The sequence below is a fragment of the Occallatibacter sp. genome (assembly GCF_049510455.1).
Classification (GTDB): domain Bacteria; phylum Acidobacteriota; class Terriglobia; order Terriglobales; family Acidobacteriaceae; genus Telmatobacter.
This window is the reverse complement of the sequence record NZ_JBEKYX010000076.1, coordinates 14425-35633: the sequence shown is the minus strand read 5'-3', so window position 1 is coordinate 35633 and position 21209 is coordinate 14425. Positions and strand designations below refer to the sequence as shown.

Here is a 21209-nt window from a genome sequence, read left to right as displayed (position 1 = left end):
TCGGATATGATCCTCGATTTGATTTGCGCCATGAATCTGAGCATCGTTCAAACAAATGCTGCATGCGACAAACCATCCTCCACAGGAATCAACTCAGTACACTATTTAAGGATAAGCTCTAAATCCCAATAGTCCCCGTCTTTCCCCCATTACCAAAGTCCACCTCCCTTTCGTAACGTCCCCACCCAAAGAAAATTTGCACAGAATTAACGGGTTTTCTGAAACACTCATATTCAGCAGTAGAAATAGGCCCGATCCCATCCCGGAATCGGGCCTTTTTCTTTTCCTCACACATCCACATAGGAGCCACCATGCCGAACATCACCATCCAGGTTTCAGACGAGCTCTACCAGCACACCCGCCTCGCCGCCGCAAAGCGAAATATGACCGTCTCCGCCATGATCCGCGCCCTGCTCCTCACCACCCGGAAAGATCCTGCCGAGGCTATTCCTCAAGGCCGCACATTCGAAGACCGTTTCCGCCCCTTGGGCGAATTCAGCGTCGAGCTCGAAGCCGAAAATCTAGCTACGGAACAGCACCGCAGGAATATCTATTGCTTGAGCCGCGCCCGTTAGTGAAAATGCGGAAAGGCAGAGCCCCCCTCCCCCCTGTTTGCCACCAGAATCTGTAAATCTGTAAGCGCGAAGGCGTACCCCCTCCCCCCCCTTACGACCAGAATCTGCAATTCTGTAAATCTGTAAGAACGCGGCGGTCCTCGTATGATGAAAACAACCGCCGATGCCCCCGACAACAACCCAAAAGCGCGCGCTACCCACGCTGCACGAGTTCTTCTCGCCCGGCGGCATCCTCGCGCAGTCCAAACTGCCCTTTGAATACCGCCCCGGCCAGCTCCAGATGGCCAAAGCCATCGAGCAGGCGCTCTCCGAGCGCCGCCATCTCATCGTCGAAGCCGGCACCGGCACCGGCAAAACTCTGGCCTACCTTCTGCCCGCGCTCCGCACCGGCCAGCGCGTCATTATCTCCACTGGAACCAAAGCTTTACAGGATCAGCTCTATTTCCGCGACATCCCTTTCCTGGAGTCGCTCTTAGGCGATCTGAACGTCTGCTACATGAAAGGCCGAGCCAATTATCTCTGCCGCCACAAGCTCGTCCAGCTCCGCGATCAGCCCATCCTCAACGGCCTCGAAGAGATCGACCAGTACCGCCAGATCGCCGAGTGGGAACAGACCACCGAAACCGGCGACCGCGCCGAGCTCTCCGGCCTGCCCGAGTCCAGCGCCCTCTGGCACAAGCTCGACGCCCGCTCAGAAGCATGCCTCGGCCAGACCTGCCCCAGCTATCAGCGCTGCTTCATCACGGAGATGCGCCGCAAGGCTCTTGAGTCTGACATCCTCATCGTCAACCACCATCTCTTCTTCGCCGATCTCTCCGTCAAGCGCGAAGCCGCCGGCGCACCCGACGCAGGCATACTCCCGGAAGCCGCCGCAGTCATCTTCGACGAAGCCCACGAGCTCGAAGAGATCGCCTCCAGTTACTTCGGTCTATCGGTCTCGAACATCCGATTCGAAGAGCTGGCCCGCGACCTCGATGTGCAGCTACGAGGCAAGGAAGGCTCTGGCATGATCACGGGCGTAACCCAGCAGCTCCGCGACCGCGCCCGCCTCTTCTTCTCCGCCCTGCCCATCGGCGACGGACGCCAGCCCTTCGCCCAGCGCGAAGAGTTCCTCGAAACCTCCGGCGACCTCTACCTCAGCGTCCGCGCCACGCTCCAGCGCATGGAAGCCGATCTCGAAGGCGTCAAAGCCGACGAAGTCCCCGGCCTGCGCAAGCGCATCGCCCGCCTCCGCGGCGAGCTTGAATTCGTCATGGAGTCAGACGCCGCAAATCTCGTCTACTGGCTCGAACGCCGCGCCTCAGGCGGCCGCAACACCGGCAACCGAACTACTTTCGTCCAGGCCACGCCCATCGATGTCTCCGAGCTACTCCGCGAGCTGGTCTTTGAACCAATCCCAACAGTCGTCCTCACCTCAGCCACGCTCACCGTGCAGGGTGGCTTTGAGCATCTGGAGCGCAGACTCGGCCTCGAAGGCGCACGCGAGCTCGTCATTCCCTCGCACTTCAAATACGGCGAACAAGCCATGCTCTACCTGCCGCCCGAGATGCCAGACCCGCGCGAGCCGGACTTCCCCGCCATGGCCGCCGACTGCATCCGCCGCGTCCTCGACATCACCAAAGGCCGCGCCTTCTGCCTCTTCACCAGCTACAACCAGATGCGCGACCTCTACGAGCGCCTTCTGCCGGTGCTCGATTACCCGATCCTGCTTCATGGCACCGCTCCGCGCCATGCCCTCCTGGACGAGTTCCGTATGACGCCAAACGCGGTCCTCTTCGGCACCTCCAGCTTCTGGCAGGGCGTAGACGTGCAAGGCGAAGCACTGAGCTGCGTCATCATCGACCGCCTGCCCTTCGCCGTCCCCAACGACCCCGTCGTCCAGGCCCGCATGAAAGCCATTGAAGAAGCCGGTGGCAAGCCCTTCTTCGACTACCAGGTCCCCGAAGCCGTACTAACACTCAAGCAAGGCTTCGGCCGTCTCATCCGCTCGCTCGAAGATCGCGGCGTCCTCGTCCTCCTCGACCCGCGCATCCGCCGCCAGCGCTACGGCCAGGCCTTCCTGCAATCTTTGCCACCCTACCGCGTCACCACCGAGATCCGCGACGTAGAACAGTTCTTTGTCAATTTGTAGGAACTATCTCCGATATCTAGATTAGCTTCTGAATATTTCTCGCTATTTTCCAGTACAAGAAAACGCTCTTATGTGGTATTCGCGCGCGTGCGCGATTCGCGTAGGAATACGTCTACGCGTACTACGCGCGCATATGCGCGCGACATAAGTCTTTTAAAATAAACAGCTTAACTCTTGACTTCGCCCCGGAAAATATGATTCGATTTTATGCAGACGGAGGTACGAAAATGCATGAGAATTTGTTGGCAACACACGAGGCCCTGAAATCTGTGCGTCTGACAAAATGGGAGCCAGCTCATTATCGAAACAGGTATGAAGTTTGGGGGGTGTATCTGTCTTTCTGGAATGCTGGCGTGTGGCACATGATCTCGGTTCATAATTGCGATACGACGGTTCAACCAAACGATGTGATGAAATTGATTGCAGGAATTGATGTGATTGACGATGATCACTGGGGAATCTACGCAAATGGCAAAGACGTGCCAGGATTTTATGCTTCGGCACGGAGCATCTGCATGTTCAATGGAACAACAAATCATTGGATTATGATTGCCCGATCGCCCGAAAGAAATTTTGGAAGGCTGCTCAAGCAAAAGCGACACAAAACGGCAGAGGAAATCGATCTGATTTCGTACCTAGAGCGAGCCAAAGAAGATTCGAGACTTTGTGCGTGAATCGAATGCCAGTGCGTTTCTCCACGAGAGAGAAAGCAAAGGGGACGCATTGAACGCTCAAAACAAGCCTGCATTCGACCACAGCGGCTCGACGTTCGACAGCTTTCTTGAAGAGGAGGGCATCCTCAATACAATCGACGCTGTTGCACTACAACGAGTCTCCGATTGGAAAGTCAGCGGCGTGCAGAATGGCGCAAGTTCCAGCGGAGACTCCTTCTTTCAGCTACAAGAGCCTATCAACGGGAACGGATGAAAATTACTTTCCACGACGCATTGATCGTCATCGACGTCCAGAACGACTTCTGCCCAGGTGGCCAACTGGCCGTAGCAGGCGGCGACGAAGTCGTCCCGATCATCCAGCGCATCGCCCCACTCTTCAACCACCTAATCCTCACCCAGGACTGGCATCCCGCAGCGCATCAATCATTCGCCTCGTCACACCCCAGCAAACAGCCCTTCGAGCAGATCGAACTGAGCTACGGTCCACAAACTCTCTGGCCGGATCACTGCATCCAGGCAAGCCCCGGCGCTGAGTTTCATCCCGATCTCAATCTCCCGCAGGCCGAGCTGATCCTCCGCAAAGGCTTCCGCCCGGAGATCGACTCCTACTCCGCCTTCTTCGAGAACGACCGCACCACACCCACCGGCCTCGCAGGCTATCTCCACGAGCGCGGCCTCACCCGCGTCTTCTTAGCGGGCCTCGCTTTCGACTACTGCGTAGGATTCTCCGCGCTCGACGCCCGCCGCCTCGGCCTGCCAGCCGTCATCCTCCGCGACGCATGCCGCGCCATCGACCTCCACGGCTCCGTCGCCCGCATGGAAGCTGAATTTGCCGCCGCCGGCGTCCAGATCGTCGATTCAGTTGCGTTGTCAGGACTGGTTTAGGATGTACGCGGCCCTTCTGGCGTGGGCCAATCCTGAGCTGCATGAAGAATGCGGAGAATGTGGATCAACTGCTCATCCACGGAATAGATAAGCAGTTAAGGAAGCGGTACAAGAACAAGCTCCCGAGTCCCTGATTTGCGGCCAACGCGTCCTTTGTGCGGATGAGCTTTGAGTGAGCGCGTAGCGTCATACAGTCGCTGAATGGTTTGTGTCCGATACGCAGGGAAGTGCTGATCGAGATAGCGGTCGATAGATTCAAGATCGCTTGCCGCCGCTGGAGCCCAGCGCAGTTGTCTCACCGATTAAGCATCCGCGCGACGCGGACATCCATCTCTTCTTCGGAGAGGAATTCGCCGCGCGCAATCTGGTCAATAGCGACCTGAACCTGTTCGCCAAACCACGCGTCCTGCGCGAGCAACCGATCCACGGCCTCTTCGACCAGCTCGTCCGGAGTGCGCCCGGTACGCGAAGCGAGAATAGCGAGTTCCGCAGACTGACGATCCTGAAGGTGCAGTTCCATGTGGTGAGGGTAGAAATCTTCGGGCTCTATGTCAACTCGTTTGACGGAGTCATACAATGACAAAAGGCCCTCTTTGTGTGGGCTTCAGGTAATTGGAGTCATGTCCCGCAACTTTTACATCCTCGCCGCGGTTCTGGTCTTCTTCGCGCTGATCGCGGGCGGCATGTCGCTCATTCCGTCCGGTTTTCAGCCGGGATTGCCGGCCAACGGCTCTCTATGGCGCACAGTCGCCCTTCTGCTGCTCCTCGCGGGCCTGGCCTCAGCGCTCATCGGCACCATGAGCCATCTCTTTGAGCAGGTAGACCGCCGCAGCGAAGAAGCCCGCCTGGCTACGCGGCAAAAACGCCGGGGCAAGAACTACTAAAATCGAAGCAGGAACGCTTTTCCCGCGAGTACAAGACGAGCCATGTATGAAGTCACAGTAGATGCGAGTTTTTCCTCCGGCCACTACCTCCGCAACTATCACGGCCGCTGCGAAAACCCTCACGGGCACAACTACAAGGTGCGCGTCACACTGATCGGCAAAGATCTGGATCAGACCGGCCTGCTCCTCGACTTCAAGCAGCTCAAGCACGTCATGCGCCCGGTCATCGATCGCATCGACCACCAGATGCTGAATGACCTGGAGCCATTCACGGAGATCAATCCGTCAGCGGAAAATCTGGCCCGCTACTTCTACGACCAGACCAGCGAACAACTCCGCGAGATGACCTCTGGCCGCGTGCGCGTCAAGGAATGCACCATCTGGGAAACGGACACGACGTCAGCAAGTTATTACGAGTAGTCGTTGGCGATGACTTCCCCATTTGTGCGAAGCGCAGTTCGCCGTGCGCGCAGCACTCAGTTCATCTGGCTGGATTTCGACTGCAGATACTTGTCGAAAGGAATCTCGAAGTAGAACAGCTCGTCGCCTTCGGAATTCCGCAGCTTATACAGGTAGAGCTTGGCGTTTTTCAGCGGGTGGTCCAACTGTGACACATCGTAAAAGAGAAATCCGGCGCGCGTGGTATGCGCCTCTACAACAAGCGCTCCGTACTCAAAGGTATTGAAGTCGTCCTCAATGTCCTTGTTGCTGGCCTTTGCTTTAAGCTTGATCGCAGGAATTGGCCCGGGCATGGGAATCTTTCCGCCCTGGCGTTCCTTGCGCGTCATCAGCCGTTCCACATCCTCCGGTTCAGCCGTCTGAATGCGATCCCCGCCCGCGGTCTCGAAGAGAATACGCGCGTCCCGCAGCGAAATCGGTTTGTCGCCGTTGTTGGTCACAATCAGCCGCACCGGCATCACGCCGTGCGCCAGATAATCCACGCGAAAGAGCGCCTCTTTCTCCTTGGTGTCATACGGCTCAGCGGCAATCGCCACCTTCTCATCCGGATGCACTTCCACAGCGGCAAAGGTGGTGGCCGACTGTATTGGCGGTTGCGCGTGATCGTTCGCCTCAACCGCCGGAGAAAACCACAGCACTGCAACCAGGGCAATCAACGGAAGCAAGCGCGAAACTCTCATCGCCATCGACTGTATCATTTGATGGATTAGACCGAAAGAAGGCGAAATTCGTAGCTGATGATTCTGCTTTTCTATAATCTCGCCCTGCTCGCTACGCTCATCCTTGGCCTGCCTTGGTGGCTCTGGCGCATTGCCACGACAGAGAAGTACCGCAGCGGAATCTGGCAGAGACTTGGACGTGTTCCGCAAGGGCTTAGCTTAGATGGTAAACCCGTGATCTGGCTGCACGCGGTCTCAGTAGGCGAGGTGCTGGCCGTCTCTCGTCTGGTCAGCGAACTCGATGCCGCATTTCCCAATCATCGGTTGATGATTTCAACGACAACCCGCACCGGCCAGGCTCTTGCGCGCGAACGCTTTGGACCTGATCGCGTCTTCTACTGCCCACTCGATCTGCCATGGGCCATCCGAGCCTATCTCAATACCATCCAACCCAGGATGCTGATTCTCGCCGAGACGGAATTCTGGCCGAACCTGCTCAATGGCTGCTTCCGGCGCGGGATTCCGGTCGCTGTCGTCAATGCGCGCATCTCAGACCGCTCCTGGCCCCGGTATCGGGCACTGCGCAGCCTTTGGAAGCCGCTCCTTTCGCGGCTCAGCCTGGTGCTGGCGCAGAGCGAGCTGGACGCTGACCGGCTCAAGGTGATCGGCTGTGCGTCGGACCGGGTTGCGGTGGCAGGAAATCTCAAGTTTGACGTGCGCGCCAGCAGCGAATCAACGGTGACCAGCGAAATTAAGACTCGCGGGGCAAATCTGCGCTTCGTCGCCGCGGGCAGCACGCTCGAAGGAGAAGAATCCGCTCTTCTCGAAGCCTGGCCTCAACTACTCACCGCCGATCCCAATCTCGCCCTCATTCTTGCGCCACGTCATCCGGAGCGCTTCGGTACAGTAGAAGCGCTGCTGGATGCTTCAAGACATCGCTGGATCAGACGTTCGGTTTGGAAGAACCATTCTTCTGGGTCACTGCATGCCGGTCAGATTATTCTTCTGGATACGATTGGAGAGTTGGCCACGGTCTACTCCCTGGCCTCGGTCGCCTTTGTTGGTGGCAGTCTCGTTGCCGCCGGTGGGCATAATCCACTGGAACCGGCGCAGTTTGGAGTGCCGATTGTGACGGGACCAAACTACGATAACTTCCGCGCGATGGTAGACGACCTGCGCAGCCACGACGCCATTCGCATCGCCGATAGGGGCGCGCTCGCTGCTGTGTTGATCGAACTCCTGAACGATCACCCGGTAGCTGAGGCGATGGGAGCCCGCGCACGCGAGGCCTTTGAGCGTCAAGCCGGCGCAACAGCCCGCAGCGTTGCGGCGATCCGCAGCCTTCTGGAGAAAAACGCATGAATCAGTTCACGCGCGCATGGCTTGCCCCGTTCATGCCGCTTTACCGGCTCGGGTTGGCTCTGCGCGAGCGGCGACTGGCATCGGGACGCGAAGTGGAATGGGAACTGGAATGGCCCGTGGTGAGCATTGGAAATCTCTCGACGGGCGGCGCGGGCAAGACACCACTGACAATTACGCTCGCGCGAGCACTCATGGCGAGGGGCTTCCATGTGGATGTGCTTTCGCGAGGGTATGGCCGTGCCGACAGCGGCACTGCACTCGTCCAAAAACAAGGCAGTGCGCAGCACTTTGGGGATGAGCCGGTGTTGATTGCACGAGAGGCCGGGGTGCCGGTGTATGTGGATGCGGAACGGTATGAAGCCGGGCTACTGGCAGAGTCGGAACAGAAGCCGGATGGACCTGCGGTGCATTTACTCGATGACGGCTTTCAGCACCGCCAGCTTTACCGGAACGTAGACATTGTGCTGCTGGACGAGCACGACTGGCGGGACCAGCTTCTGCCCGCCGGCAATCTCCGAGAAGAACGAAACGCGATCAAGCGAGCCGATGTGGTGGCAATTCCCGCAGATCAGTCCGCTCTGGAAGCCGAGCTGCGAAGCTGGGGCTGGACTGGGCCCGTCTGGAAGCTGCATCGCCGCATGGACGTGCCCGCCATGATTGGCCCAGCAGTCGCCTTCTGCGGCATCGCGCGTCCGGAACAGTTCTTCGCGGGGCTGGAAGCTGCCGGGGTGCAACTCACTGAACGAATTCCCTTCCCAGATCACCACACCTACACGCAAAGCGATCTCCAGAAGCTGCGGGCTGCTCTCCAGAGCACCGGATCGTCCACCCTGCTCACCACAGAGAAGGATGCCGTTCGGCTGGGCAAAATGGCCAATGACCTGCCGCTGAAAACCGTCCCTTTGAGAACCGGGATCGAGAACGAATCGGCAGCGATCGACTGGCTGATCGGCAAGATCCGGAGCGCCGAAGCAGATCGCTCCCTATGAGAAAATGGAAACTTGCGTACGCAGTCCCAGTTTCGCCTGCTCGTGGTCCGTTTGGGCGCCATGGGGGACATTCTTCATGCTCTTCCCGCAGTCACGGCGCTTCGCCAGACGCATCCGGGTTGGCAGATCGACTGGGTGGTTGAGCCGGCCTGGGCGCCTCTGCTGACAGCCAATTCTGGAGCCGAAACCCGGGTTGAGCGCGGGCCCGCTCAGCCGCTCGTGGATAACATCCATCCCGCGGCAGTAAAGGCGTGGGCGCGCAGCCCGTTGAGCGGAAACACCCTCCGTAAGATCAGTGGTTTGCGGCGCGACCTGCGCGCAGGCCGCTACGATGCGGTTCTCGATTTTCAGGGCGCGATCCGCTCGGCAATGATCGGGCGTCTGGCTGGATGCAGGCGGGTCATTGGTGAGGCAGTTCCGCGCGAGCCTGCGGCAAAGTGGCTCTTTACTGAGCGGGTGGAGACGCGCGGGGTACACGTCATTGAGCAGGATATTGAAGTGGCCTCCGCCGTGGCCGGTGACACCCTGCAACCGATGCTGCCGCTCCTGCCTGTCGATCCGGAGGCGGAGACCTGGTGCGATGCGCTACTCGGCACAGGCCAAAACTCGGGCTCGGAATACGCCGCTCGCCCGCTCGCCCTTCTCAATCCCGGGGCCGGCTGGGGCGCCAAGCGCTGGCCGGTAGGGCGCTATGCGGCGGTGGCTCGTGGACTGGCCAAGCGCGGCTTCTCTGTAGTTGTGAATGCAGGACCCGGTGAGGAAGAACTTGCAGAAGCCATTCGCATGCAATCGGGCGGCGCGGCTCTGCCGGCAACCTGCTCGCTGAGCCAACTGATTGCACTCACGCGGCGGGTAAGTCTTGCCGTTGCAGGCGATACCGGCCCGCTTCATTTAGCCTGCGCGCTTGGTAAGCCGGTCGTAGGCATCTTTGGACCCACCGACCCGGCGCGAAATGGGCCCTTTGGCACGCGTTTCCGCGTGCTGCGAAGCGCTGAAAGCCGCCGCGACCACACCCGGCGCGCGGAGCCAGAGGCTGGGTTGCTCACGATTCAGCCGGAGGAAGTGCTGCAGGCGGCAGACGAGCTGCGGGGCGGAGTTCGCAACGGGGAGGCAGTGCGATGAGCGGGAATAAAACAAGCGGGAACGACTGGATTGCCCGCTGGCAGCGCGTTGCGCGGAGAGTTCGCGTACCTCTCGGGTTTGCCACGGCTGCGCTCTATCTCTTCGAGCTATGGCGGCGTGAACCCGATCCCAGAGCCGTGGCCTGGAGCCTCGCGCTTGTGATTCCGGGTCTGTGGCTGCGCGGTTACGCCTCAGGATACGTAAAGAAAAATCAGGAGCTTACGACCACCGGGCCTTATGCGTGGGTAAGAAACCCGCTCTATCTCGGCTCCATCCTGATTGCAGCGGGCTTTGCCGTCGCGATCGGGAGCTGGGCAATCGCGCTGGCGCTAACCATCATGTTTGTAGCCATTTATGTCCCGGTTATCGTCTCCGAAGAGCGATTTCTCCGGGCCACATTTCCGGGCTTTGATGATTACTGCCGGCAGGTTCCGCGTTTGATCCCGCGTATCACTTTGGCACGCACTACCCAGGAAGGCGAGCGAGGCAGCTTTACTCTGGCTCTTTACCTCAAACATCGCGAGTACAATGCTCTTTTGGGAGCAATTTGTTTGTATTTGAGCCTGGCTTTCCTCCGGCCAGCGCTGAGCGAGCTTTTGCGCGGACGGCCATGAACGATTCCATACGGCAATCGTCCAATGACCACGTCAAATTTGTTAAGGAGCCTGAAAAGCGCCGGTGACGAAGCATACAAGGGTTCCAGCCTGTTTTTTTTGTATTTTTGCGCTTGCCGCCCCCATCTTCGGGCAGCAGACTGCCGCACTTCCGCCGCCTAAGCCGGGTTTCAGCTTTCCGCAAAAGCAGAATTTGACCTACTCGGTGGACTGGAGGGTTTTTCCGGCGGCGACGGCTGTGGTGCATTTTGAGTCGGCGGGAGACCGGGAGAAGATTTCTGTCACAGCGGACACGCTGGGCGCGATCAATCTACTGTTTCATGTGAGCGATAAGTTCCAGTCGAATTTCGATCGGGCGAAGGGATGCTCCTACGAGTTTGACAAGCAGACGGTGGAGGGGCGGCGGCAGGTGAATTCGACGCTGCGGCTGGATTATGGCAGCTCAAAGTCCATTCTGGATGAGAAGAATCTGGTCAACGGGCAGACGAAGCACATTGAGCAGCCGATTGCCGGCGGGTGCCTGACGGATCTGCTGTCGGGAATGTTTTATGCGGCTTCACAGCCGATGGATGTGGGGCAGAACTTTGTGATTCCGCTGGTGGATGCAACGCACACGGTGCCGGTGACGCTCAAAGTAGAGGGCCACGAGCAGATCAAGACACCGCTCGGCACATTCAAGACCGTGCGTGTGCAGCCTACGGCCGACGCGGGCGTGGTGAAAAACCGCGGCAACATCTGGATCTGGTACACGGATGATGACCGGCACCTGCCAGTGCAGATGCGGGCGCGGGGGTTCTGGGGCACCATTACCTTCCAGCTCACCGCGATGGACAATAAGTAAGCCTCATTGCATTCGGTAGCGCTCGCGCATGAGCCGCTGCAGCCTGGGCCAGAAGATCAGGTTGAAGGCCAACTCTTTGTCTGGAAACAAGCCCAGGGCAAGGCGACGCGTATCTGCCACCATCTCGGAGGCTTGCTCGACCGAGAGCGAGGAATCCTGCGCGACGACCTGATAAACCATGTTCACTACCATCTGCAGGCGGCGAATCTTGCGGGCTTCTTCCTGAAGCTCTTCCGGGGATTGAGAAACGTGGGAAATAGGCAGAACGGGCTGTTGCTCCCAATTGCAGTGCGTTGAACCCATGCGGCGAGTGGCCTCCCTGAGCGGGATTGTGGCGTGCATTGCGAGGATAGTATGCCGAAGGCGAGATTTTTTCCAGTGGCTTCGGGGTTTCCCGCCGTAGGTAGCCCGGTCAATTCGCATGGAATCAGCGCAGAAAAATCTGTGAGTCCGTAGAATAAGAGTCTGGAATGGCTTTTACGGAACAATACGACATTGCGGTGGTGGGCGCGGGGCACGCCGGTTGCGAGGCCGCGATGGCGGCTGCCCGGATGGGCCTGAAGACGGCGCTTATTACGATGAATCTCGACCTGATTGCGCAGATGAGCTGCAATCCGGCCATTGGCGGCGTGGCCAAAGGCCATTTGGTGCGCGAGGTGGATGCCCTGGGCGGGATTATGGGCGAGGTTGCGGATGCTGTCGGAATCCAGTTCCGGCTGCTGAATACGTCGCGCGGGCCGGCGGTGTGGAGTCCGCGGGCGCAGTGCGATAAGGCGCTGTATCGCGTGAAGATGCGGGAAGTCCTGGAGAGTCAGGCGGGGCTGCACATCCGACAGGCGGAAGTCGTGGATCTCGTCCTGTCTCCTACGGAACAGGACGAGAGGGATCAGGGAACAGGGATCAGGGATCAGGAAAAGCGCCGGGTGCTGGGGCTGAAGCTGCGGGATGGACGACAGCTTTTGGCTGGGGCAACGATTATTACGACCGGCACGTTCCTGAACGGACTGATTCACTGTGGCGAGGAGCGCTATCCGGCAGGGCGTTCTGGAGAGCCCGCGTCCGTGCTGCTGGGAGAGGCGCTGCGGCGTCTGGGTTTGCGGACGACTCGGCTGAAGACCGGCACGCCTCCGCGGCTGGATGGGCGAACCATCAAGTGGAACCAGTTTGAGGAGCAGCCGGGCGATGCCGAGCCAACGCCTTTCAGCTTCCGCACGAAGAAGATTGCGCAGCCGCAGGTGAGCTGCCATATTGCCTTCACCACGCCGGAGACGCTGCGGGTGATCCGTGAGAATGTGCATCGCTCAGCGATGTATTCGGGCCAGATTGAAGGCGTTGGGCCACGGTATTGCCCGTCGATTGAAGACAAGATCGTAAAATTTCCGGACAAGACGCAACACCAGTTCTTTCTTGAGCCTGAGGGGCTCAATACGCATGAGGTTTATGTCAATGGGATGTCTACCTCGCTGCCGATGGAGGTGCAATGGCAGATTGTGCGGTCGATTCCTGGGCTGGATGAGGCGGAGATGCTGCGGCCCGGCTACGCCATTGAATACGACAGTGTGGATGCGACGGAGCTCGACCGCGCTTTATCCGTAAAAAGCATGGAGGGTCTGTATCTGGCGGGCCAGATTAACGGGACCAGCGGCTATGAAGAGGCTGCGTGCCAGGGCCTGATGGCAGGTATCAACGCGGCGCTTTGGGTGAAGGGTGAGCCGCCATTCACCATGGACCGGACCGAGGGTTATACCGGCATCCTGATCGACGACCTGATTTCAAAGGGAACCAACGAGCCGTACCGCATGTTTACCTCAAGGGCGGAGTTCCGGCTGCATCTGCGAATTGACAATGCGGACCGTCGGCTTACGCCGTATGGGCGCAGGCTGGGCCTGATTAGCGATGCGGCGTGGGCGGAGTTTGAGCAGAAGCAGGCCCGGATGGCGGCGCTGGACAAACTGCTGACGACGAAGAAGGTGGACGAAGCTGGATTGCGCGCGGCTGGGCTGGAGAATTTGACCTCTGTGGCAGGACAGACCTGGGCACAATTACTGAAGCGCCCTGAAGTGACTATCGAGCTGGTGCTGCGTGCTGTGCGAGAAGGGCTGAAGATGCAGCCGGAACTGGAGTCTGTGATTGCTCCAGATCAGGCAGACGAGCAGGACGTGGTCGCTCGGGCGGTGTTTCGCAACGAGGCTCGGGCGGTGGAGACGGAGATCAAGTTTGCGGGGTACCTGGACCAGCAGCGCAAGTCCATTGAGAAGCTCAAGGCGGCGGAGTCCGTACAGATTCCCGCATGGCTGGAGTACCGCATCATCAGTGGCCTCTCACGGGAGATGCAGGAGAAGCTGGAGCGCGTGCGGCCAGGCACCATTGGGCAGGCCAGCCGGATTCCGGGTGTGACTCCGGCGGCGCTGAGCCTGGTGCACGTGTCGATTAAGATACAGGGGGCTCGGCGACCTGAAAAGGCTGGCCTTCCCGGCTAGTTCTTGCTGAAGATGGGAATGTGGAAGGGCAGATCCGCGTCGGATTTTTTCTTTGGCTTGGCTTGCGGCCCATCTTCGCGCAGAACTGTGCGCTGGGCGTTGATGCAGAGCCAGCTATTGTGCACACGCTGGAAGACGTGGGTAAAGATGCCTTTCTCGTCCACGGGTCCGGTTGCGCCCTTGTGGTGCAGCGTATAAGTACCGTTCACAACGGCCACATCGCCGAGCGTGCGGACGGTGATGGCGCGCAGATCGATGTGCATCGTCTTGTCATCGCCGTTGATGATCTGCGCCAGTTGCTGATTTCGGGTGGTCACGTCGCCGCTGGCGGCAATATCCACATATAAGGGCGAGAGCACCAGCTCCAACCCATACTGATCGCGACTGTTAATGGACATAGCCCACGAGTCTTCGACCTTCTGAAACTCGATCAGCTCCGGGCCAGCGGCGGATGCGACTCCAGCTATCTGCGGAGTTGCCGGCGCGGCTGGCTGGTCGGGAGTCTGGGCAGATACGGCAGCGCACGAAAGCAGAACAAGAGCAAAGCAGGCAAGACGACGAATCATTGTTGGAAAAGGCTCCTTTCCAATGATAACTGTTTGACGATGAAGCCTGCATTGCAGGCAGCCACGCTACAATCAGTGCCAGACAGGCACCGATCCACGAAAATAGTAGGCATCAAAGGGCTTTTTCATCCGACAATAGAAGCCGTTGCAACCGTCAGGCGCACCTGAACAGAGAATGGCACTGAGAAAGAACTTGGGATGGATGGCTGCGTTGCTTGCCGTCGCCTATATGGCGACGACGACCAGCAGTTTTGCGCAAAATCCTGACGCGAATGGCGCGGGCGATACTACGGTTTCGCTTACCTTTAGTCCCACGGTCGCCAACGATACATATAATCCCTCCGCGCAGGTCACCTTTACTTGCGTGGTGATCTCGAACACCGGCGGAGCCACGCCGACCGGGAGCGTCACCTTTACCAATGCGACAACCGGCGCGCAGCTTACGGGCAGCCCGGTGCAACTGGACGGCACGGGGACGGCGATTCTGGCCGTAACTTCGGGACTGGAGATTGGCGGCAACAATGTGATCGCCAGCTATTCCGGTGACTCGAACTATGCCGCGAAAGATTCGCAGCAGGTTGTGGTGACGATGGAAAAGAGCACCACATCGCTTACCGTGACGCCTGCTACGACGACTCCCGTTGGAGGCGCAAGCCTTGCGGTTTCTGTGCCTGTCACGGTGGGTACGCCGCCGGCCGGTGAGGATAACCCCACCGGCGCGGTCACACTGAATGTAGACGGCAAGGCAACCGGGACAGCGGCACTGGCAACCGCGGGCGGTGTCACCGCGGCATCCTTCAGCATTACGGCTCCTGCCGCGGGCTCGCATGCCCTGCAGGCGGTGTACAACGGCGACGATAACTATGAGGCTTCGACCTCGCCAGCGGTTACTATCACTGTTTCCAAATTTGCCTCGACCACCACGCTTACTGCTGAACCGGCCACGCTGCAGAAGGGCATTCCAGTGGCGCTGACGGCGGTCGTCAATGCCGCTTCGGGCGTCTCCACGTCAACTGCGCCGACCGGCACAGTCAGCTTTTATGACGGGACGACTCTGCTGGGAACGCAGCAGGTGAGTTCCTACAGCGCTACGCTGTCGAACATCATGCTCGATACCACGAAGTCGCATCTGGTCACTGCTGTTTACTCTGGCGATACCAATTATGCGGGCAGCACCTCGAACGCTGTGAGCCTGACGGCATCGCTGCTGCCGGATACGGTAACGCTGACCGCGGCGCCGACGGCTGCGGGACCGGGGCAGGCCATCAACTTTACGGCGACGGTGACGCCGGTCAGCACGCCGCCTGTTACGTACGAGCAGAACCCCACCGGAATGGTGACTTTCTACAACGGCACGACAGTGATTGGCACCGGGACGCTGATGACTGCGCTTGGAAACAGTTCGACTGCCACTTTCACGATTGCAACGCTGTCTGCCGGGCAGGACACGATCACGGCTGTTTATGTGGGGGACTCGTATTTTGCGCCGGGGACATCGAATGCTGTGATGGTGACGGTGCAGGATTTCACGATTGCTCCGGTGACGCCGCCGGCGAGCCTGACGATTCCACAGGGAGATTCAGGGCAGGCGGCATTTATTGTTGCGGGACTGGCGGGCTACAGCGGGCAGATTCAGGTGACGTGCAATGTGCTGCCGCAGGACGATATGAGCTGTACGCCAACACCGGTTCAGGTTACGCCGACGGGGACGATTACCTTCACGGTGCAGACGTATAAGACTGGCGGCCCGTCGGGCAGCGCGTTTGTTGCGGGAAAAATGAGCCGCGGCGAAGGTCCGATGTGGCTGCGGGCGGGTGGCGGGATGACACTGGCCCTGGTGGTGTTGCTTGCGCCGATGGGCCGCAGGGCTCGACGGCTGCGGCGATTTGGGGCGCTGATTCTGCTGCTGGCGGGGCTGTGCGGCGCGGGTATGGGCTGCAACAGCACGAGTAATGGCTCGAAGGGCGTGGGAACTCCGCTTGGCACGACTACGGTGACTTTGACGGCTACGGCTTACATAGACAATGCGGTGGTGAGCCATACTGCCTACCTGACGGTGAATGTGGTTTCGCCGACGAACTAAGGACAGAGATCAGGGGGCAGGGGGCGGGGTCAGAAAAACCCTGAGCCTTTGTGTGAAGTGATAGGCTGACCGGGTTGCTGTTCGGAGTTGAACCGGAGGAAAACGAATCCAGATGAGTTCAGGTCAGCCTACGCACTTTAATCTTGTGGCCGCGGCACATGCGGCGATGCTGGAACATGGGTTTCAACCGGATTTTCCGCAAGGAACGGACAAGGAACTGGCGGCGATTCTCTCCGATGACTCGGTGCCGCAGGGAGCGACGGATATTCGCTCGCTGCTTTGGTCTTCGATCGATAATGACACCTCCAAAGATCTGGATCAGATTGAGTGGGCGGAGAAGCTGAGCGATGGGCGGATTCGCGTGCTGGTGGGTGTGGCGGATGTGGATGCGCGGGTGCATCTTGGGTCCGTGATCGACAAGCATGCGCAGAGTGAGACGACTTCGGTGTATACCGGGGTGAAGGTTTTTCCGATGCTGCCGGCGGAGCTTTCGGAGGGTGCGACTTCACTGAATGAGAATGAGGATCGCGCGGCGATTGTGATTGAGTACTGCATTGATGCTGCTGGCGCGGCTAGCGACGGCAAGGCTTATCGGGCGCTGGTGCGGAACCGGGCGCAGCTTGCTTATCCGAGCGTGGGCGCGTGGCTTGAGGGACATGGTACTGCTCCGGCGAAGGTGAGTGCGAATGCTGAGCTGGCGGCGCAACTGAAGCTGCAGGATGAGGCTGCGCGGCGGATGGTTGGGGCGCGGTTTCAGCATGGCGCGCTGGACCTTGAATCGATGGAGACGCGGCCGGTGATGCAGGGCGATCAGCCGACCGATATTGCGCGGCAGGAGAAGAACCGCGCGACGAGCCTGATTGAAGAGTTCATGGTGGCGGCCAATGGCGTGATGGCGCGGCACTTTGAGGATGCGAAGGTGGCGTCAATCCGGCGCGTGGTGCGGGTGCCGAAGCGGTGGGACAGGATTGTGCAGCTTGCCGAGGGGCTGGGAACGACGCTGCCCGCGGAGCCGGATTCGAAGGCGCTGAACGAGTTTTTGTTGGCACGGAAGAAGGCTGATCCGGAGCGGTTTCCGGATCTCTCGCTCTCCGTGGTGAAGCTGATGGGGCCGGGCGAATATGTGCTGGTGCGGCCTGGGGTTGAGTCGCCGGGACACTTTGGCCTGGCGGTGCAGGACTATACGCATTCGACGGCGCCGAACCGGCGGTTTCCCGACATGGTGGCGCAGAGGATTTTGAAGGCGCTGGTTGGTGGTGAGGCGAAGCCCTACTCCGAAGAACAGCTTGGTGCAATTGCTACGCGGTGTACGGAGATGGAAGATGCGGGGCGGCATGTGGAGCGCGATATGCAGAAGCGTATTGCGGCTGTGGTGCTGCATCCGCGGATCGGGCAGGTGTTTAACGGCATTATTACCGGCGTGAATCCGCATGGGACCTTTGTGCGAGTGTTTGATCCTCAGGTGGAGGGGATGCTGATACATGGGGCTAAGGGTCTGGACGTGGGAGACCGCGTGCGGGTGAAGCTGGTTGGGACGAATCCGGCGCGTGGGTTTATTGATTTTGCGGTTGCGTAGAGGCGGCTTTTAGCTGTCAGCTATCAGCTTTTAGCTCGACTGTGGGAGAACGGGCCTTTGAGGTTTCCCACCCTAGCGGCAAGGACAAGAACGCCGCGAGGATGGGGCACCCGCCTTTGTATTAGAGATACCGAGAATGCCTGCTACATTCCTGGTGGGGTGAAGGGCTCGCAGATGCCGATCATGTTGCCTTCGGGATCGGTGAACATGCCGATGACGGGGCCGTTGGGTACTTGCATGGGGCCCATGAGCTTTTTGCCGCCGAGGGACTCTATCTTTTCAAGGTGCGCGGCGACGCTGGGGACTTCTACGTAGAAGCTGACGTAATGATCCGTGTTGGGAGTGGAGCCGATGCCGCCTGCCGGGCCTGAGCCGGGGAAGATCATCGTGTACTCGTCCATGACGGGTTGAAGCTGCCAGTCGAAGGCGGCTTTGTAGAAGGCTTCGAGGGCGGGTTTGTCTTTGCCCATGATTTCAAAATGAACGACCGGGTTCGGCATGGTTTTCGTTCTCCTTGCAGATTCAGGGAATGACAACAGCGACACTGTACGCCGGGCCATGCAGCAAAGGCGAATGAAAATCAGGACAAGGGGTGTTTACTATTTAATTAAGTGAAGCAGGTTACCAAAAATAAAAAAGATTTTGCACTTGCGCTTGTAAGTCGCACATTTTGTGTGTGTTAAGTGCAAAAATCCGTGTGAATAGTTTTGTTCGCCTTATGTTCTCCTCTTCCTAATGAAATCAAATACTTACGAAGAGCAGGAGCTGTTTGGCCGATTTGACCGCAAAGTGTGCCGCGGAACGATAAACAACGCAGAAACAAGAAGGCCCGGTCCTGATGACCGGGCCTTCTTGTTTCTGCTGATTCTGAGTCTGCCACAAAGGGCCATAATCTTGTGCAAAGTTTTCCACAGATTTCAAAAATATTTTGCATCGACCCCTCTTGACGCTTATTGCAATTAGCAATACAGTTATTACAAATTGCGATAGGGCGTTTTAGAAGACGCCTGATCGCGAGGGCGGTTTGCAGAGAGGAACCGCAAAAAGGCTATGACGCTCGGCGAGAAAATTCGCTATTTGCGCGAGGTGGAAGGCAGCTTGAGAGGCCTGGACCGCGCGATGAGCCAGGTGGAGCTGGCCAGGGCCATTGAGGCCGAGACCGGCTCCAAGCTGAGCCAGAGCTACCTTTCACAGATTGAAAGCGGCGCTCGGCCCCACCTGACCAATACCTCCAGGCAGACTCTTTCCGCATTTTTCAAGGTGCATCCGGGCTACCTGGTGGATGATCCGGAGGGATTTTCGACGGAGCTTGAGAGCCCGCTGCGGGATGTGGAGGACAAGCTGGATCTGTGGCTGGTGGGCGGCGCGGAGCGGTTTCGGCGGGACCCGGATTTGCGGTGCGCGCTGCTGACGCTGGCTCGGCATGAGAAGACGCGGGAGTGCTTGATGCTGCTGGAGGCGGTGATTGAGACGCCGGGGTTGGTGGAGAGGCTTTCTGAGGTGCTCAGAAAGCCTGGGACTGAGGTCTGATTAAGTCCGTGAAGCATACCTCAGCGGCTAAAGCCGCATTGATTTTGCTGCATTTATGTCACGGCTGAAGCCGTGACCTACCGTTCGTGCCACTTAATCAGAGTTTCCTTAGGGACTGAAGGGACTTAGGGACTGAAGGGACTTAGGGACTTAGGACGAGGTACGCGAGGGTTCTTGCTATCCCACCCTAGCGGCAAAAACAAAGACGCCGCGAGGATGGGGCACCCAGGAGTGGTTGTAAGGGAAGATTTGGGACCGGAGATTTTGTATGAACTGGGAGACGTTTTACCTGATTTGTTTTGTGGCTGGGTTGATGCTGAGCGTGGTGGCGCTGCTGGGTGGGATGGGGCATCTTCATTTTGGCGGTCATGTGCATGTGCCGCATATTCCGCACAGCGTTGCCACTTCTGTACACGGCACGGCGCATGGGGTTTCTCATGCGGCGCAGGGCGGGATGAAAGTTCCGTGGTGGAACGGCTTCAGCGGGATGATTTTTCTCTGCTGGTTTGGGGCATCGGGATATTTGCTGACGAAGTATGGCGGATTTGTTGCGGGGGTGGTATTGGCGCTGGCCTGCGTGTGCGGCGTGGCGGGAGGGGCGATTGTGTTTGTCTTCTTGACGCGTGTGCTGCTGCCGCATGAGCGCGAGTTGACCGCTGAAGAGACGGCTGTTGTGGGCGCGGTGGGACGGATTTCCGCTGTGATCCAGACAGGCGGTACGGGAGAGATTGTTTACCAGCAAATGGGAGCGCTGCGCTCGGCACCGGCACGGTCAGAGGATGGAGAGCCGATTCCAAAGCAGGAAGAGGTCTTTGTGGTGCGGTATGAAAAGGGGATTGCTTATGTTCGGCGGTGGGAAGACGGACTAGGGACGAGGGAGTAGGGACAAGGAAGTAAGCAAATGCAAATACGGAGGTGGACTTATATGAATTCGCAGGGTTGGATCAGTAGCTTCGGGATTGGCGATTATTCGCTCAGAAACTTGAGGGGCAGCATGCGGCTATCTCTTGTTATGCCGCTTCTCATCCCGGTCTTTGCGATCACGGTTGCTCAAGCGCAAACCACGCAACCGTCATTTGAAGTTGCCTCAGTGAGACCGAGCCAACACGAAGTTGGGCCGGACTATAACAACCAGATCGCAGATTCAGCGGCTGGGTTTTCCGGTCGAAACATTACGCTGAGACGCCTGGTAGCTGAAGCGTGGCAATGCCAACTCGATCAAGTCATTGGACCGTCGTGGCTCGACCAGAACGAATACGACATTACCGCACGCGTGCCTGAAGGCGTGAGCAAGGAACAGATTCCCTTTATGCTTCGCAGTCTGCTATCCAGCCGTTTTGGTTTGAAGGAGCATAGCGAGACTCGTCCGATGCGCGTGTATGCATTAATGGTCGGCCAAGGAGGCGCCAGGATCCATCCGGCTTCGCCTGGAAACACAACGAATGGAGGAGCGGGTGTTCACTTCCACGGAGATATGCGTCAGTTTGCTGATCTTCTCGCCATCCAATTCTCGATCCCTGCGGCCGACAATCCCAATGTGCCAGTCAGGGCTGGCGGTTCCCGAATTCCTGTTCTGGACAAGACGGGACTGCAAGGAATTTACGAGTTCAGCGTGGATGTAAGGCCTGAGCTGGGAACCGATGCATTTACCGCGTGGAAGAGGGCTCTTGAGGATCAGCTTGGACTCAAAATCGAGAGCCGAAAAGATGATGTTGCGGTTGTGATTGTGGATAGTGCCGAAAAGATTCCTACGGGAAATTGAGAGTACGGGAATTGTTT

General features: G+C 58.5%; 24 protein-coding genes. 18 read left to right on the top strand and 6 right to left on the bottom strand.

Annotated elements, in window-relative coordinates; translation table 11 throughout:
- The first annotated feature begins 311 nt into the window (after positions 1 to 311).
- The 5 genes from ABSG47_RS14625 to pncA all read left to right on the top strand — a co-directional run bounded on the left by ABSG47_RS14625 (position 312) and on the right by pncA (position 4265).
- Positions 312 to 575: a hypothetical protein gene (locus ABSG47_RS14625; RefSeq protein WP_424170436.1), complete on the top strand. Its 264-nt coding sequence runs from the start codon at positions 312 to 314 to the stop codon at positions 573 to 575.
- Positions 576 to 738: 163 nt separating this feature from the next.
- Positions 739 to 2706 carry a DNA repair helicase YoaA gene (gene yoaA / locus ABSG47_RS14620; RefSeq protein ID WP_424170435.1) on the top strand — a complete coding sequence of 656 codons (1968 nt, stop codon included), beginning with the start codon at positions 739 to 741 and terminating at the stop codon, positions 2704 to 2706.
- Between the two features lie 227 nt (positions 2707 to 2933).
- Entirely contained in the window at positions 2934 to 3380 is a 447-nt protein-coding gene (locus ABSG47_RS14615) for a hypothetical protein (protein ID WP_424170434.1), read from the top strand.
- On the top strand, positions 3373 to 3633 hold the full coding sequence (locus ABSG47_RS14610; protein WP_424170433.1) for a hypothetical protein: 261 nt from the start codon (positions 3373 to 3375) through the stop codon (positions 3631 to 3633). The genes ABSG47_RS14615 and ABSG47_RS14610 overlap by 8 nt, the downstream gene beginning before the upstream one ends.
- Positions 3630 to 4265, top strand: a complete 636-nt coding sequence (pncA, locus tag ABSG47_RS14605; protein ID WP_424170432.1) for a bifunctional nicotinamidase/pyrazinamidase — start codon at positions 3630 to 3632, stop codon at positions 4263 to 4265. Before ABSG47_RS14610 ends, pncA begins: the two co-directional genes overlap by 4 nt.
- Positions 4266 to 4360: 95 nt before the next feature.
- Here pncA and ABSG47_RS14600 read toward each other — a convergent pair whose 3' ends face one another.
- Together ABSG47_RS14600 and ABSG47_RS14595 are read right to left on the bottom strand one after the other, a co-directional pair.
- Positions 4361 to 4564, bottom strand: coding sequence for a type II toxin-antitoxin system RelE/ParE family toxin (locus tag ABSG47_RS14600; RefSeq protein WP_424170431.1), 204 nt, complete (start codon positions 4562 to 4564; stop codon positions 4361 to 4363).
- Positions 4561 to 4785: a CopG family ribbon-helix-helix protein gene (locus ABSG47_RS14595; protein ID WP_424170430.1), complete on the bottom strand. Its 225-nt coding sequence runs from the start codon at positions 4783 to 4785 to the stop codon at positions 4561 to 4563. Before ABSG47_RS14595 ends, ABSG47_RS14600 begins: the two co-directional genes overlap by 4 nt.
- 100 nt (positions 4786 to 4885) lie before the next feature.
- On the opposite strand from ABSG47_RS14595, the gene ABSG47_RS14590 reads away from it, so the two are divergent.
- Together ABSG47_RS14590 and queD are read left to right on the top strand one after the other, a co-directional pair.
- Positions 4886 to 5149, top strand: coding sequence for a hypothetical protein (locus ABSG47_RS14590; RefSeq protein WP_424170429.1), 264 nt, complete (start codon positions 4886 to 4888; stop codon positions 5147 to 5149).
- 42 nt (positions 5150 to 5191) lie between these two features.
- Positions 5192 to 5569, top strand: coding sequence for a 6-carboxytetrahydropterin synthase QueD (gene queD, locus ABSG47_RS14585; protein ID WP_424170428.1), 378 nt, complete (start codon positions 5192 to 5194; stop codon positions 5567 to 5569).
- 56 nt (positions 5570 to 5625) lie between these two features.
- Here the strand turns inward: queD and ABSG47_RS14580 are convergent, their stop codons facing one another.
- Positions 5626 to 6294, bottom strand: coding sequence for a hypothetical protein (locus tag ABSG47_RS14580; protein WP_424170427.1), 669 nt, complete (start codon positions 6292 to 6294; stop codon positions 5626 to 5628).
- Positions 6295 to 6345: 51 nt separating this feature from the next.
- Between ABSG47_RS14580 and ABSG47_RS14575 the strand changes: the two genes are divergently transcribed.
- The 5 genes from ABSG47_RS14575 (at position 6346) to ABSG47_RS14555 (ending at position 11195) form a co-directional block, all read left to right on the top strand.
- Positions 6346 to 7629, top strand: a complete 1284-nt coding sequence (locus ABSG47_RS14575; RefSeq protein WP_424170426.1) for a 3-deoxy-D-manno-octulosonic acid transferase — start codon at positions 6346 to 6348, stop codon at positions 7627 to 7629.
- Entirely contained in the window at positions 7626 to 8618 is a 993-nt protein-coding gene (lpxK, locus tag ABSG47_RS14570; protein ID WP_424170425.1) for a tetraacyldisaccharide 4'-kinase, read from the top strand. The genes ABSG47_RS14575 and lpxK overlap by 4 nt, the downstream gene beginning before the upstream one ends.
- A 12-nt stretch (positions 8619 to 8630) precedes the next feature.
- Positions 8631 to 9740 (top strand): glycosyltransferase family 9 protein, encoded by a 1110-nt coding sequence (locus tag ABSG47_RS14565; protein WP_424170424.1) that lies wholly within the window; start codon positions 8631 to 8633, stop codon positions 9738 to 9740.
- Positions 9737 to 10354: a methyltransferase family protein gene (locus ABSG47_RS14560; protein WP_424170423.1), complete on the top strand. Its 618-nt coding sequence runs from the start codon at positions 9737 to 9739 to the stop codon at positions 10352 to 10354. The genes ABSG47_RS14565 and ABSG47_RS14560 overlap by 4 nt, the downstream gene beginning before the upstream one ends.
- Positions 10355 to 10418: 64 nt before the next feature.
- Positions 10419 to 11195 (top strand): DUF3108 domain-containing protein, encoded by a 777-nt coding sequence (locus tag ABSG47_RS14555; RefSeq protein ID WP_424170422.1) that lies wholly within the window; start codon positions 10419 to 10421, stop codon positions 11193 to 11195.
- Between the two features lie 3 nt (positions 11196 to 11198).
- Here ABSG47_RS14555 and ABSG47_RS14550 read toward each other — a convergent pair whose 3' ends face one another.
- Complete coding sequence (locus tag ABSG47_RS14550; RefSeq protein WP_424170421.1) at positions 11199 to 11498, bottom strand: hypothetical protein; 300 nt, start codon at positions 11496 to 11498, stop codon at positions 11199 to 11201.
- 167 nt (positions 11499 to 11665) lie between these two features.
- Here ABSG47_RS14550 and mnmG point away from each other — a divergent pair, with 167 nt between their 5' ends.
- On the top strand, positions 11666 to 13675 hold the full coding sequence (gene mnmG, locus ABSG47_RS14545; RefSeq protein WP_424170420.1) for a tRNA uridine-5-carboxymethylaminomethyl(34) synthesis enzyme MnmG: 2010 nt from the start codon (positions 11666 to 11668) through the stop codon (positions 13673 to 13675).
- Here the strand turns inward: mnmG and ABSG47_RS14540 are convergent.
- The gene (locus tag ABSG47_RS14540) at positions 13672 to 14241 is read right to left on the bottom strand and encodes a nuclear transport factor 2 family protein (RefSeq protein ID WP_424170419.1); all 570 of its coding nucleotides are present in this window, start codon (positions 14239 to 14241) and stop codon (positions 13672 to 13674) included. The two genes, mnmG and ABSG47_RS14540, sit on opposite strands and share 4 nt — an antisense overlap.
- Before the next feature lie 175 nt (positions 14242 to 14416).
- Here ABSG47_RS14540 and ABSG47_RS14535 point away from each other — a divergent pair, with 175 nt between their 5' ends.
- On the top strand, positions 14417 to 16324 hold the full coding sequence (locus ABSG47_RS14535) for an Ig-like domain-containing protein (RefSeq protein WP_424170418.1): 1908 nt from the start codon (positions 14417 to 14419) through the stop codon (positions 16322 to 16324).
- Between the two features lie 112 nt (positions 16325 to 16436).
- Positions 16437 to 17900, top strand: a complete 1464-nt coding sequence (locus tag ABSG47_RS14530; protein ID WP_424170417.1) for an RNB domain-containing ribonuclease — start codon at positions 16437 to 16439, stop codon at positions 17898 to 17900.
- Between the two features lie 143 nt (positions 17901 to 18043).
- Here the strand turns inward: ABSG47_RS14530 and ABSG47_RS14525 are convergent, their stop codons facing one another.
- Entirely contained in the window at positions 18044 to 18400 is a 357-nt protein-coding gene (locus tag ABSG47_RS14525) for a VOC family protein (RefSeq protein ID WP_424170416.1), read from the bottom strand.
- 550 nt (positions 18401 to 18950) lie between these two features.
- Here ABSG47_RS14525 and ABSG47_RS14520 point away from each other — a divergent pair.
- From ABSG47_RS14520 to ABSG47_RS14510, 3 genes are all read left to right on the top strand, one after another.
- Entirely contained in the window at positions 18951 to 19430 is a 480-nt protein-coding gene (locus ABSG47_RS14520) for a helix-turn-helix domain-containing protein (RefSeq protein ID WP_424170415.1), read from the top strand.
- A gap of 268 nt (positions 19431 to 19698) precedes the next feature.
- A complete protein-coding gene (locus ABSG47_RS14515) occupies positions 19699 to 20313 on the top strand; it encodes an NfeD family membrane protein (RefSeq protein ID WP_424170414.1) in 615 nt (204 codons plus the stop codon).
- A gap of 111 nt (positions 20314 to 20424) precedes the next feature.
- Entirely contained in the window at positions 20425 to 21192 is a 768-nt protein-coding gene (locus ABSG47_RS14510) for a TIGR03435 family protein (protein WP_424170413.1), read from the top strand.
- Positions 21193 to 21209: the final 17 nt, after the last annotated feature.

Excerpts from the sequence above, each read along its gene's own strand:
- ABSG47_RS14530 (WP_424170417.1), top strand. The coding sequence starts at position 16,437 with ATGAGTTCAGGTCAGCCTACGCACTTTAATCTTGTGGCCGCGGCACAT.
- ABSG47_RS14590 (WP_424170429.1), top strand. The coding sequence starts at position 4,886 with ATGTCCCGCAACTTTTACATCCTCGCCGCGGTTCTGGTCTTCTTCGCG.
- ABSG47_RS14525 (WP_424170416.1), bottom strand. The coding sequence starts at position 18,400 with ATGCCGAACCCGGTCGTTCATTTTGAAATCATGGGCAAAGACAAACCC.
- mnmG (WP_424170420.1), top strand. The coding sequence starts at position 11,666 with ATGGCTTTTACGGAACAATACGACATTGCGGTGGTGGGCGCGGGGCAC.
- ABSG47_RS14560 (WP_424170423.1), top strand. The coding sequence starts at position 9,737 with ATGAGCGGGAATAAAACAAGCGGGAACGACTGGATTGCCCGCTGGCAG.
- ABSG47_RS14520 (WP_424170415.1), top strand. The coding sequence starts at position 18,951 with ATGACGCTCGGCGAGAAAATTCGCTATTTGCGCGAGGTGGAAGGCAGC.
- ABSG47_RS14580 (WP_424170427.1), bottom strand. The coding sequence starts at position 6,294 with ATGGCGATGAGAGTTTCGCGCTTGCTTCCGTTGATTGCCCTGGTTGCA.
- ABSG47_RS14550 (WP_424170421.1), bottom strand. The coding sequence starts at position 11,498 with ATGGGTTCAACGCACTGCAATTGGGAGCAACAGCCCGTTCTGCCTATT.
- ABSG47_RS14535 (WP_424170418.1), top strand. The coding sequence starts at position 14,417 with ATGGCACTGAGAAAGAACTTGGGATGGATGGCTGCGTTGCTTGCCGTC.
- ABSG47_RS14615 (WP_424170434.1), top strand. The coding sequence starts at position 2,934 with ATGCATGAGAATTTGTTGGCAACACACGAGGCCCTGAAATCTGTGCGT.
- ABSG47_RS14510 (WP_424170413.1), top strand. The coding sequence starts at position 20,425 with ATGCGGCTATCTCTTGTTATGCCGCTTCTCATCCCGGTCTTTGCGATC.
- queD (WP_424170428.1), top strand. The coding sequence starts at position 5,192 with ATGTATGAAGTCACAGTAGATGCGAGTTTTTCCTCCGGCCACTACCTC.
- yoaA (WP_424170435.1), top strand. The coding sequence starts at position 739 with ATGCCCCCGACAACAACCCAAAAGCGCGCGCTACCCACGCTGCACGAG.
- ABSG47_RS14540 (WP_424170419.1), bottom strand. The coding sequence starts at position 14,241 with ATGATTCGTCGTCTTGCCTGCTTTGCTCTTGTTCTGCTTTCGTGCGCT.
- pncA (WP_424170432.1), top strand. The coding sequence starts at position 3,630 with ATGAAAATTACTTTCCACGACGCATTGATCGTCATCGACGTCCAGAAC.
- lpxK (WP_424170425.1), top strand. The coding sequence starts at position 7,626 with ATGAATCAGTTCACGCGCGCATGGCTTGCCCCGTTCATGCCGCTTTAC.
- ABSG47_RS14595 (WP_424170430.1), bottom strand. The coding sequence starts at position 4,785 with ATGGAACTGCACCTTCAGGATCGTCAGTCTGCGGAACTCGCTATTCTC.
- ABSG47_RS14515 (WP_424170414.1), top strand. The coding sequence starts at position 19,699 with ATGAACTGGGAGACGTTTTACCTGATTTGTTTTGTGGCTGGGTTGATG.
- ABSG47_RS14575 (WP_424170426.1), top strand. The coding sequence starts at position 6,346 with ATGATTCTGCTTTTCTATAATCTCGCCCTGCTCGCTACGCTCATCCTT.
- ABSG47_RS14625 (WP_424170436.1), top strand. The coding sequence starts at position 312 with ATGCCGAACATCACCATCCAGGTTTCAGACGAGCTCTACCAGCACACC.